Source organism: Pseudanabaena sp. Chao 1811 (assembly GCF_027942295.1).
In the GTDB taxonomy this organism is placed as follows: Bacteria; Cyanobacteriota; Cyanobacteriia; order Pseudanabaenales; family Pseudanabaenaceae; genus Pseudanabaena.
In genome coordinates, this window is the sequence record NZ_CP101416.1 from 3,493,110 (window position 1) to 3,504,958 (window position 11,849).

An 11,849-nucleotide genomic window follows, 5' to 3' on the forward strand; every position below is an offset into this window, starting at 1 on the left:
TTAGACTAGGCGTTCTACGCGCTTGAACTACGTTGCACTACATTTATACTACATGTACTACAAGAATGCAATAGCGATCGCAAAATATTTTTTTCGCCATCACATTTCTTTTTAACGTGAGTTCGATAAACTAAAAGCAAGCAGGAAGTAGATAAGCATTTGTGCATAATCTCCAAAGCAAGTTGAGTTCCACAATAGGTATAGGCAACTAATCATAAAGGAGGCTAACAATGTTCACAGTTACGAGACAAATCTGTTGGTGGTTTTGCCCACTCCTCTTATTGGATTGGGCGACCGATTTCGACAGCAACCATAAAGGTATTTTCTCTTCTCTATTGTTGCATTTGCGAAAAAAATAAAGCTTATTGTTAGGTATAAGTGTCTTTTTTTACTTAGTAGAAAAATAAAGCTTATTGTTAGGTATAAGCGGCAATAGATTTAATAAAAAAGATACATATTTGTAAAAATTGTTAAGGTTAGCAAATATTGCAACGACATTGTAGTTAGATAAGCGAATAACACAAAGGTTATTCAAAATTACCTTGATAACTATTTTCTAAAAATTGATATAACTAAGTTTAGACTTGTCTAAAACAGATTTAAACTTGCTAATTCTTATTTAGAATGACTTTAGATCTTCACATTTTTAGACCTTCACATTAGTTTCGACTTATGTGAAATCTTTATATATAAAACCTACTTTTTATGAAATTTTTTTCAAAGAAAACCTATGAAAAATCGGGCAAAAACATTAGATGATGTTGCCGCCGATCGCTGGCGAATTTCTATTTGGCTAACAGCGATCATGATGGTAATTTACTTCGGTTTTATCCTTCTAATTGCTTATAACAAACCACTACTAGCGACACTGGTAACTTCTGGACTCTCCCTAGGGATTTTGTTAGGAGCATTAACAATTGTGGCGGTTTGGGTACTGACTTACATTTATGTCCATTGGGCAAATACAACCTACGATCTCCATGTGGCAGAGTTACAAGCATCGCTACGCAACAGTGCGAATGGCAATGGGGATGGATATCTTCCCAATGAACAAACATTTACGGAAGACACAGGAATTAATGGAAACGAGCATGAAAGAGAAGGTGACGCATGAATGTAAACATTGAGCAAGTTAATCCACCTGCAATTTTATTAGCATTGGAGAATGTGCAATCGGCTTTATTGAATACCAATTTGGGACAATTCAATCCCCTCGCGATCGCCTTTTTTGTAGTGTTTGTGATTTTTTCCCTTGGTATTACCTACTGGGCAGCAGGCAAAACTAAAAACACATCCCACTTCTATACCGCAGGTCAAAGTATTAGTGGCTTCCAAAATGGTCTTGCCCTTGCGGGTGACTTCATGAGTGCGGCTAGTTTTCTCGGTATAGCAGGACTAGTTGCCCTCAAGGGTTTTGATGGATTAATTTATTCCATCGGGTTTCTCGTCGGCTGGCCATTGGTGATGTTCTTAATCGCTGAGCCACTGCGTAATTTAGGGAAATACACCTTTGCGGATGTAGTCGCCTTTCGATTTCGGCAAACACCTGTACGCATTGCTTCTGCGATCGGTACATTAGCAGTTGTCTCCTTCTATCTCATTGCTCAAATGGTGGGAGCAGGCAATCTTGTCAAACTTCTGTTTGGAATTGACTATGAACTTGCCGTACTACTGGTTGGGTGTGTCATGCTTGCCTATGTAATTTTTGGTGGCATGATTGCGACTACATGGGTGCAAATCATCAAAGCAGTACTACTTTTAGGCGGTACGATTTTACTATCACTTTTAGTTTTATCCAAATTTGGATTTAATCCCCTCGAACTGTTCGCGGCTGCTTCTACTAAATATGGTGCAGGTGTACTTGCCCCTGGAAAACAAATTTCCGATCCTTTAGATGCTATTTCCTTGGGACTAGCCCTGATGCTTGGTACAGCGGGTTTACCTCATATTCTGATGCGCTTTTACACTGTTCCCGATGCGAAAGCAGCGCGTAGTTCTGTAATGTATGCGACGGTATTCATTGGTTTCTTCTATCTACTCACTTTCATTCTTGGCTTTGGCGCAATGGTATTAGTGGGGCAAGACCTCATCACACAGATTGATAAAGGTGGGAATATGGCGGCTCCATTGTTAGCCGAAGCTTTGGGAGGCAATGCTTTTTTAGGATTCATTGCGGCGGTTTCCTTTGCAACGATTTTGGCAGTTGTAGCAGGGTTGACCCTTTCTGGGGCGGCGACTCTCTCCCATGATCTATGGGTGAATGTTGTTCGTGATGGTAATTCCGATGAAAATGAACAGTTAAAAGTTGCCAGAATTGCGACTATGGCTCTAGGTGTTGTCGCGATTATCTTAGGAATTATCTTTAAAGGTCAGAACGTTGCTTATATGGTGGGGCTTGCCTTTGCGATCGCGGCTAGTGCCAACTTCCCATCGCTATTGCTGTCAATGATCTGGCGCAAATTTACTACCAATGGTGCAGTGGCAAGTATTGTGGTAGGTACAGTATCAGCACTGGTACTCATCTATTTATCACCCACAATCCAAATCGATATTCTCAAGCAAACTACAGCATTCTTCCCACTCAAGAACCCCGGAATTGTGACTATTCCTTTATCCTTTGCAGTAGGAATTATCGTTTCTTTATTAGGTAGTGATCCTGCGGCAGATGCTAAGTTTGCGGAAGTCGAACATCGGATTCATACAGGTATGGGTCGGCAAGAGGTGGTACCTGATAGATTAAGGCGGCGCGAAGCGCCGCCTTAATCTATTTTGCTTAGTTATCTCTTGCATTGCTATAGCTGCCGTCGAAGAGAATGGCAGCTATATTTTCTCAACAAGATCAAAATACAAATTAGGGTTGTCAAAAAAATGACCTCTCGATGGAGGTCATTTTTTTATGCTTGTTTTGCTTCCGAACCATCAATGATACGTTGGAATAGATACCCTGTACCTCTTGCCGTCAGGATGAGTTCAGGGTTACTAGGATCTTCTTCGAGTTTTGCTCTCAGACGGGAAATGTGAACATCGACAACGCGAGTATCCACATGACGCTCAGGCGTATATCCCCAAACCTCTTGCAAGATTTCTGCTCTTGAGAAAGCTTCACCCGATCGCCCGACTAAAAGCTCCAATAAACTAAATTCCATACCCGTTAAGCGAATCCGCTCATCGGACTTATAGACTTGACGCTTATTAGTATCAATTCTGATCGTATTAATATGAATCACACCAGAACTGGGGATACCTGATGTGCCATTGCGATCAAAGCGGCGCAATACTGAACGAATCCGAGCTTCTAGCTCCTTAGGAGAAAATGGCTTAACGACGTAATCATCTGCACCTAATTCGAGCCCTGTGATACGGTCAGCAACATCGCCCAGTGCTGTCAACATAATGATCGGAATATCAGATTCTTTGCGGAGCTCTTGACATACCCCGTAGCCGTCGAGCTTTGGCATCATTACATCAAGAACCACTAAATCAGGGTTTTCTTTATGAAAAACTTCGATCGCCTCTTCGCCATCTGCGGCAGTAACGACCTCGTAACCGATCATTGACAGACGAGTCTCCAGAATCCGACGAATACTTGCTTCGTCGTCTACAACTAGAATTTTTTCCTTATGGTTTTCCAAGCCAGTTTACACTCCACTATGTTGCTAGCTGCAATTCAGTAAAATTTTATGATTTTACATATTTATTTAGCTAAGTTTACAAGAAATCGGTCGTTACAATCCGAAAACAAAACTTAAAGTTTCAGAATAAACTTAATCTGAATTTTTTAGATAGCGATCGCGAAAATAACATCAAAAAAGCCGCCAAAATCTAGGAAGGTTGGGAAACGTCGTCTCGACTCTATGGGTTAGAATTATATAAAGTTTTATGTGAAATAAGGATTTTTGCGATCATGACTGAACCAACTCAAGTACCACAGGCAACCGATCCTAAAATGGGATTTAACACCTATGCAGAGCGCTTAAATGGTCGTGCTGCCATGGTTGGTTTCATTCTTGCCGTAGTGATCGAGTTTGTCACTGGTAAAGGTTTATTGGCATGGCTCGGTCTCATTGACATTGGCTAACGCCCAAGGCTTCTTCGTTTTGCGAAGAAGCTGAATCTACGAAACTTGTTTAGTTACTTCCTATTACTTATCTATGGCATCTGGCAAAATCGAGAACTCTTTCTACTGGATTGCGGCAATTTTGGGATTAGTTCTCGATCAAGCCTCTAAATATTTAGTTGTGCATTACCTTAAGGGTGCTCGCTCATTCCCCGTAATTGATGGTGTATTTCATCTGACCTATGCTACCAATACAGGGGCAGCATTTAGCCTGTTTAGTGGTCAAATTGACTGGCTGAAATGGGTGTCAATGCTAGTGAGCTTGGGTTTGGTTGCCTTTGGCATATTTGCGAAAAATTTAAATCGATGGGAACAAGCGGGCTATGGTTTCATTTTGGCAGGAGCCGCAGGTAATGGGATTGATCGCTTTGTGGCGGGATATGTAGTGGACTTTATCGATATCAGGATTATTCGCTTTGCGATTTTCAATATTGCTGATGTTTCGATCAATGTTGGACTTGCCTGTTTAGCTATCGCTGTTTTATTTGCCACAAAACCTTCACGCAAAGCCCCTAAACTTTAAATAAGGGGATAGCGCTATTCCCTAACTCAAAAACTATTCAAAAAGTAACCACTATGGCAAATTCCCCAACCAATCCCCCCAAAATCGTGGTTGTTACCAATGGTAAAGGGGGTGTAGGCAAAACTACAACAGCGATCGCCTTAGCAGGAATTTTGGCGCAGGAGGCAAAAGTGCTGGTTGTGGATGCCGATGTACAGGGGAGCTTGTCTTGGTGGGTAGGGCGCAGCGACAAAAATATGGGTTTTGATATTGCTAAAGAAATCGATCCCACCCATTTAAAAAAACTACCGAAACTTAGCAGTTACGATCTAGTATTGGTAGATACCCCACCTGCACTACATTCCCATGCGCTTTCTACGGTTGTGGCGATCGCTGACTATTTAGTTTTGCCGACACCTCCTGCACCAATGGATCTCACCGCTCTCGTTGAAACGGTCAAAAGTACTGTGCGACCTGCCCAAGTCCCCCATCGAGTTTTACTCACCCGTGTTGATCCACGTTGTCTCAATGAAGCCCTCGAAGCGCAAAATACCCTACTGGAGGTCGGAGTACCTGTGTTCCATGCCTTTGTAAGAGCTTACAAAGCCCATGAACGGGCAGCCCTCGAAGGGAAGTTAGTAACTGAATGGAAAGGAAAAAATGCGCGAGAAGCGGAGGCAGACTATCGACGGGTAGTTGATGAGCTACGGCGAGATATTCTGAAGTAATAGAAAAATAAGCATTACTAGTTCTCAATAACTACATCTAAATATCACTGCTAAACAGCTAAGTTCAAAATCAAATAAATTCAAAATCAAATCATTCTCAAAAATATGTCAACTAAAAAAAAGGTCGGAATTTCAGATTTATTGCGTGATGAAGCTCAAAAGGTAGCCGATCCCAATATCATTGAAGTCCAAGCTGAAGATGTAACTGATACAGTCAGTCAGCCACCTAGTCGCAACACCCTAAGTGCAGGAAAATCACAGAATAGCGATCATGGCTCACAGGCAAAAATCATCTCTCTAGAGTCAGCCCTAGCGCAGTCTCAAAAACGTGAAACGGAACTTTCTCAAACAATTGCTGATTTGCAAAAAGATTTGAAATTTAGCCAAACTAATGTAGAACTTTTGCAGAAGTCATTGGCAGCGATCGAGCAGCTAAAGAATGAACTAGATCAACAACTTGTGGAAGTTAAGCGCGATAACTTACGCCTTGCTGAGGCAAATATTCAACTTTCAGAACAAGTCAAGACGATGGAAGCCGCCAAAGCCCCCGTTGTTGAAGAGCCTACCTCTTCGCAATTAGTTTCCCAAAATCCCCAAAATCAAAATAGAGCAACTCCTCGTAAGCAACCCGTCGAGCAGCCCTACCCCCATCGAGATCGCAATCCTTATGCCCGTCCTACTGGTTCTAATGAGCAATTGCAACGGATCAATAATCGTAATATTGGATGGATGGACTAAAACTCAATTAGATAACATGGGGTGTTTTGCACCGCATGTTATCTAGAAAAGATTATAAATTAGAGAGAAATATAAGCCGCTCTCTTGGAGAGTCTTACGACTATTTTGCACAGATACAATGGGAAACCCATAATCTAATCTACCTGTTAAGCGATTGCCCATTGTCCAGCGCAAACCTAATCCAGAACCAATTAGAGCATTAGGATTAGGATTTGCTTCACCTGAACTAGCCCAAACAAGCCCCGCATCGATAAATGGAGTCAGTTGTAGTAAGCCTTCGATTTCGGGTACACGCAATACAGGCACTCTGAACTCTACAGAGAGATTGGTACCATTATCTCCAAATAGAAAATCTTGGCGATAACCCCGTAAACTATCTTGCCCACCAAAGCCAATTTGTTCTAAAGGTAGCAATGCACGATCAGCTAATTGTAGATCACCACGTAAAAGTAATAGGGTTTCTGGAGCAAGTAAACTGACATACTGAGCTTGTCCACGCCATGACAGGAACCTGCTATCAGGAGCTTGCTCATTGATAGTTGCACCTAACACGCCAATACCTAAACTGAACTGCGATCGCATTGCAAAAACTGATTGTCCACTACGCTGCGTATATTCCTGAAAGAAACGCAAAGCTGTTAGTTTCGTTACGCCATTGTTATCTGCACCTGCGGAAAGTGGAAAAGGAATTTTTAAAATACTGGCTAAGCTTTCGCGATAGGATGTGGTTAGACCAATGCTAAATTCTTGACTAGGGGTTTGCACGATTGGTTGACGATAGGTCAAATCATAGGCAGTGGAATTGGAATAGATATCAAGGCTATTAAAGGGCTGTTCAATAACGTTACTATTACTATTGCTAAAGGATAGAGTAATTGCGCCATTATAGGGATTAATTGGGATGTTATAGCTGAGATCGTAAGCATTAGAACCATCCGTATTGCTATATCCCACTGTGATGCTATCACCAAGTCCTGTTAGGTTATTTTCGCTAAATTGCAATCTGCGGCGAAAGGTTCCCACACTGGGCGCACGGTTATTATCTAGATTTAATTGGAGGTTTGATGATTTTGCTTCCGTAAATTTGATATCTAAGATATTTTGTCCGGGGCGATCGCCTGCGGCTAACTCCGCCGATAAACTAGCAATCAGAGGGTTAAGCTGCAATACCTGTAATGCTTCAACTAAGCGATCTCGATTAAGTGGTTTTCCTGTCGCAATATTTAAACGCGATCGGATATAGTCTGGGCTAAGTCTCTCGTTCCCTGACACTCTGATTTCTTGAAGACCACCTTCAACAACTTGGATTTTGACCACACCTTCATTGAGGTTCTGAGGAGGAATAAAAGCCCCTGAGGTGATGTAACCTTTATTAATATAAAAATCGGAAATTGCAGAACGTGCTTGGAGGAGTTCCGCAAAAGTAATTGGACGCTTGGTATAGGGTTCTAGAACCTGATTGAAATCTTCCTTACTAAAAACTGTACTCCCAACAACCTCAAAACGTTGAACTACGATTTTTTCGGCTATATTTGAGTTTTCTGGAGGAGCCTGATTAGATGGACTAGAGGGCTTTAGTAATTCATTAGGAGATGGAAGTTGCGTTGGTGTTTGGGGTAGAGATGGTGACTGTGATGGTGAAATAATTTGTGGCTTGATCAGGATTTGATCTTGGGGTATGGGTAATGGTGCTTTATTTTGAGCGATCGCAGGAGATAAATCGCCAAAACTAATGCACAGACAGCCAACTTGCACAGCAGTTAGACGGAGCAAGACAATTTGTAGACTATTACACAATGTCATGGTTTTCATTATTTTTTATAACCAGTTACCAAGCAATACAAAGGGAGCCCAAAAATAGGGATGAGAATATTTTTGACTATTCAGTAAATTTAGCTGAGCTGTTCTTAGAGACTCAGATTTTGTAACTTGGGTAGTAGATAAACTTTTATAAAGGGCAATCATAAACTGTGAAGTTGCCTCATCATCCACTGACCATAGAGAAGCGATCGTACTTCTTGCTCCAGCTCTCACCGCCATACCCGCCATACCAAGCGCCGCTCTTTTATCCCCAACAGCAGTTTGACAGGCACTGAGAATTAAAAGTTCTACTGGTTCTGAATCTAATTGATTTTTAGCTAATAATAATTTGGTAAGACTCTCAATATTGAGCTTACCGTCATAGGTAAGGAGAAAAGTATTTTCTGCTTGAGAACTAAAGTTGCCGTGAGTTGCCAAATGAATAATGGGAGTAGAAGTACCCTCAAGCGCCTTTTCTAAGTTGTTCTTGGTGAAGTTCGCATTCAGTAATAATTTACTAGATGGAATTTGATTTTGGACTTCCTGAAGTTCCTTATTGACGCTAGGAAGAGCGGAAAACCCCTGACTAGCTTCCGTAAGTCCACCTGTAAGTGCCGCTATTTTTTGTCTAGCGATTGGTTTGGGATCGATTAGTTGTAAACCTGGGGTGAGGGCAAGACTGTATTTTTCTACCAGAAATTGTTTGCCATCATTGAGAACAGACATGGGAATATTCCTTAGAGAGCCATCTAAAACAAATACAATTGTTTTAACTTGAGATTGCTCCAACTCGCTTTCCGTAGGACGAATCAATAAGTTGTAAAGCTTTCGGGAATATTCGAGATAATCCTGTGATGAAGTATCTCGCAAATCACTTCTTAGCTCGGCAACAATATTATCAATCTCTTGGGGTAGGATCTTAGAGGAATAATGACGAAGTGGTTGTTTTGGCAGGCTAATAATTACCTCTAGCCTATCTTCCAGTAAAATTGGATAAATAACAGCAGCAGTGCGATCTAGTTGATTAATATCAACCTGAACCGCATTCAGACAATCAGAACGGAAAAAGTTAACCAATTCGGCTAGTTGTAAGGATTCAATGCCAGCCTGTGCTTTTAGGAGATTTTTTTGTTTATCCTCATCACTCTCCTGATTTGTGCTATCGGGTTGCAATAATAGACTGACAAGTTGTCGATAAACTGGCTCAACTCTCTCTCGAAAAGAAAACTGTACATCGGAGTTGATAAATGCTAAATCACTACGGAGTTGTCTTAAATTTTGGATAGCTTCAGTGTAGGATGCGATCGCCGATTTACGATCTCCCTTAGCTTTTAACAACCGCCCCAGTTGCCATTGCCAGCGATAGGCAATATCAGGGGCATTAATGCTTTGAGAGATCGCGATCGCTTGCTTGGTGAGTTCAATTGCTTCGTTTACTTGTTGAGCTTGCTCATAAACACTACCCAAACTACCTAGTGAATAAGCAAGTAGAGGCTGAGATTTAATAGATTGCGATTGCTTAACTGACTCTGCCAAAACTTTTGCGGCATCTGTCTGTAGAGCCAAATATTCAGCTTTAGGCAATAGTTGCGACAATTTAAGAATACTTTCTGCATAATTAATACGCGCTCGAATTCCAGCATCACTAACCGATAAATTTGCAATCTTAGGTGAAATTTGAGGAAGTATTTCTAAGACAGAATCTAATTTTTCCGATTCAATCGCTAAACTGAGCAGGTTAAGCTTACCTTGTAATTTAGTAATAGGCTGCTGCCCAACTTCTACCGATTGATTATAGAGATCCACCGCTACAGCTAGATTATCATCAACCCTTTCTAAATTACCAAGATTGAGTAAAACGATACTTTTCTGTTCATTAATTTCAAGGTTTGTACTATCAGGAAGACTTTGGAGGATCTGAAAACTCTCTTCTAGCTTCTGTCTCGCAAGACTAATATCACCAGTTAGAGATAGCATCTCACCATAATGACTAAGAGTGATCGCCTTCAGCAAAGAATCTGGCTGAGTTTGTAATTTAGGTAAGAGATCTTCCAGTGTTTGTAGCGATCGCCGATAAAACCCTTGACTTTTTAAAGCCTGCTCTTGATTTAGAGTATTACGGATTTGATTGGAAAAATCACCAAGTTGATTATGCAAAATTGCCGCTTGTTTCCACAAATCAAGGGCATTTTCTGGATTTCCAACTAAGAGTGCAAGACGACCTTTCGTATCCAAAGCTCTTGCAATTTCTTGTTGACTAGCATCTGTTGGTGGTGATATTGATTTAGCGATTTGCAAGCTACGATTAACACTTGTTTCCGCTAGCTGCCACTGCCCTAAAGCCTGATATGCTAACGATAAATTGCTCAAAGTCGTAGATAAAGATATTGCATCATCTTGCTGTTGGTAGAATTCGGAAGCTTGTTGCCAAGCTTGTACAGATTCATCAAATTTGCCAGTATTATAAAAAGATTGACCTTGATTAAATAAATCTGAAGGATGTTCCCTAGAATGACCAGAGATCTTCAGATTAATAGAATTAATAGAAATAGATTCTTGAGATGGATTAATGGATTGAGCGATCAAAGGATGAAGTGAGGAAGCGATCGCAAATATAAACAAAAGAATTATATTTTTTTTGATGTCAACTTTGAAGAATTTAAATTTTGATATTATTTTTATTACTAGATTGCAGGATATTTCTGAAACTTTCTTAGAAATACTATTGACTATTTCGTTATATTTTGAGCTAAATAATTGGCTTAATATATTGATGATTTTGATTTTCATAAAGTCTGTCTCTCCTCAAGAATAACTATGCAGAATACTCATAATAAAATCTCTTGATACAGCCAACGAATATAGTGGGAATCATTGCGTTACAAAATTTCTCGTACATTAGTATAACCTTACGAAAAAAGCAATAAAATCACCAGAAAATCTATATAATTGCAATCTCAAGATATTATAAAAAGCAAATAAGGGAATCAGCACTTTGTGCTGATTCCCTTATTTGCTTTTTATAATATTAAACTTGTAGTTCAGTGATTTCTGAAGAAGCTACTCTTTTCTTCTTTCTCGAAATGCCTAGTAGTCCTCCTGCTACAATTACCCCAATAACAGCACCTGGAACAGGTACAGGTGTAGGAACGGCTCTCAAAGACTCTAATCTCATTAGCTTAGTGCCGCTTTTAGCACTACATGTTGCCAATACAAAGGTCTCAACACCAGTAGGTACACAATCTGGTGGATCAAAAATATTGAAATCACCACCATAGTTAGCAGGTTTTAGATAAGAGGTTGAATAAGAAGTACCAGGTGGAGTAGAAACAATAGTTCCCCATGGAAGCCCCTGTGTTGGTTGACCAACTAGTTCTTTAGAGAAATCCAAGGATACACCGTTAGTATTCCAAATTACACCCCCATCAGGGTAATCATCTAGTGTATAGGTTCCATCTCCTAAGCCAGAACCTGTTACAGTAATTGTTAATGCTTTGATTAAAGAAGTAATAGGAGACTTTGCGTTAAAAACTGGATCAGTTGTGTTGTTGATAGAAATGTTAGGAACAGAAAAGTTAGATGGCTTATTACCAGGATTAGGTAATGCTGCTGAATCAATAGTAAAGTATCCTACCGCAGAAGCCGTATTAAAAAAGTAGGTTCCACTCCAAACCGCTTTAAAAGTAATATCAGCAGCTTGGGATGCTGATGGCATTAACAATCCAAAACCAACAGCAGAAAGTCCTAAAAAGCTGATTTTGCAAGCTAAATCTGATAAATGCTTAACTAACTGTTTCATTATTACCATTGCCTCAATTCTTTAAATTAATGACTAGCGCGTATCCGAGTAGAAAATATCAAGTAGAAAATATGAACAAGAGCAGGAATGTACGATAACTATCCTTTTAGAAGGTTTCTATCCATTTCATTATCTTGACTAATTGGTAGTGATCCAGCTAAGCTC

At 40.3% G+C, this 11,849-nt stretch carries 10 protein-coding genes; 6 read left to right on the top strand and 4 right to left on the bottom strand.

Features of this window, described 5'->3' with window-relative positions; all coding sequences use genetic code 11:
• Positions 1-730 precede the first annotated feature (730 nt).
• Positions 731-1,114, top strand: a complete 384-nt coding sequence (locus NMG48_RS16020) for a DUF485 domain-containing protein (protein WP_271252465.1) — start codon at positions 731-733, stop codon at positions 1,112-1,114.
• Entirely contained in the window at positions 1,111-2,763 is a 1,653-nt protein-coding gene (locus NMG48_RS16025) for a solute symporter family protein (protein WP_271252466.1), read from the top strand. The genes NMG48_RS16020 and NMG48_RS16025 overlap by 4 nt, the downstream gene beginning before the upstream one ends.
• Before the next feature lie 131 nt (positions 2,764-2,894).
• Here NMG48_RS16025 and rpaB read toward each other — a convergent pair whose 3' ends face one another.
• Positions 2,895-3,632, bottom strand: coding sequence for a response regulator transcription factor RpaB (rpaB, locus tag NMG48_RS16030; protein ID WP_126387218.1), 738 nt, complete (start codon positions 3,630-3,632; stop codon positions 2,895-2,897).
• A gap of 272 nt (positions 3,633-3,904) precedes the next feature.
• Here rpaB and NMG48_RS16035 point away from each other — a divergent pair, with 272 nt between their 5' ends.
• The 4 genes from NMG48_RS16035 to NMG48_RS16050 all read left to right on the top strand — a co-directional run bounded on the left by NMG48_RS16035 (position 3,905) and on the right by NMG48_RS16050 (position 6,085).
• The gene (locus NMG48_RS16035; protein WP_169364873.1) at positions 3,905-4,078 is read left to right on the top strand and encodes a hypothetical protein; all 174 of its coding nucleotides are present in this window, start codon (positions 3,905-3,907) and stop codon (positions 4,076-4,078) included.
• 73 nt (positions 4,079-4,151) lie between these two features.
• Positions 4,152-4,640, top strand: a complete 489-nt coding sequence (gene lspA / locus NMG48_RS16040; RefSeq protein WP_271252467.1) for a signal peptidase II — start codon at positions 4,152-4,154, stop codon at positions 4,638-4,640.
• 53 nt (positions 4,641-4,693) lie between these two features.
• Positions 4,694-5,347 carry a ParA family protein gene (locus tag NMG48_RS16045; RefSeq protein ID WP_271252468.1) on the top strand — a complete coding sequence of 218 codons (654 nt, stop codon included), beginning with the start codon at positions 4,694-4,696 and terminating at the stop codon, positions 5,345-5,347.
• 105 nt (positions 5,348-5,452) lie between these two features.
• A complete protein-coding gene (locus NMG48_RS16050; RefSeq protein WP_271252469.1) occupies positions 5,453-6,085 on the top strand; it encodes a hypothetical protein in 633 nt (210 codons plus the stop codon).
• 42 nt (positions 6,086-6,127) lie between these two features.
• On the opposite strand, the gene NMG48_RS16055 is transcribed toward NMG48_RS16050, so the two are convergent.
• The 3 genes from NMG48_RS16055 to NMG48_RS16065 form a co-directional block, all read right to left on the bottom strand.
• Entirely contained in the window at positions 6,128-7,897 is a 1,770-nt protein-coding gene (locus tag NMG48_RS16055; protein WP_271252470.1) for a ShlB/FhaC/HecB family hemolysin secretion/activation protein, read from the bottom strand.
• Positions 7,898-7,903: 6 nt separating this feature from the next.
• The gene (locus NMG48_RS16060) at positions 7,904-10,471 is read right to left on the bottom strand and encodes a CHAT domain-containing protein (protein WP_271252471.1); all 2,568 of its coding nucleotides are present in this window, start codon (positions 10,469-10,471) and stop codon (positions 7,904-7,906) included.
• 442 nt (positions 10,472-10,913) lie between these two features.
• Positions 10,914-11,684 carry a hypothetical protein gene (locus tag NMG48_RS16065; RefSeq protein ID WP_271252472.1) on the bottom strand — a complete coding sequence of 257 codons (771 nt, stop codon included), beginning with the start codon at positions 11,682-11,684 and terminating at the stop codon, positions 10,914-10,916.
• Between the last annotated feature and the right edge of the window lie 165 nt (positions 11,685-11,849).

Excerpts from the sequence above, each read along its gene's own strand:
- NMG48_RS16020 (WP_271252465.1), top strand. The coding sequence starts at position 731 with ATGAAAAATCGGGCAAAAACATTAGATGATGTTGCCGCCGATCGCTGG.
- NMG48_RS16065 (WP_271252472.1), bottom strand. The coding sequence starts at position 11,684 with ATGAAACAGTTAGTTAAGCATTTATCAGATTTAGCTTGCAAAATCAGC.
- NMG48_RS16050 (WP_271252469.1), top strand. The coding sequence starts at position 5,453 with ATGTCAACTAAAAAAAAGGTCGGAATTTCAGATTTATTGCGTGATGAA.
- NMG48_RS16035 (WP_169364873.1), top strand. The coding sequence starts at position 3,905 with ATGACTGAACCAACTCAAGTACCACAGGCAACCGATCCTAAAATGGGA.
- lspA (WP_271252467.1), top strand. The coding sequence starts at position 4,152 with ATGGCATCTGGCAAAATCGAGAACTCTTTCTACTGGATTGCGGCAATT.
- NMG48_RS16045 (WP_271252468.1), top strand. The coding sequence starts at position 4,694 with ATGGCAAATTCCCCAACCAATCCCCCCAAAATCGTGGTTGTTACCAAT.
- NMG48_RS16055 (WP_271252470.1), bottom strand. The coding sequence starts at position 7,897 with ATGAAAACCATGACATTGTGTAATAGTCTACAAATTGTCTTGCTCCGT.
- NMG48_RS16025 (WP_271252466.1), top strand. The coding sequence starts at position 1,111 with ATGAATGTAAACATTGAGCAAGTTAATCCACCTGCAATTTTATTAGCA.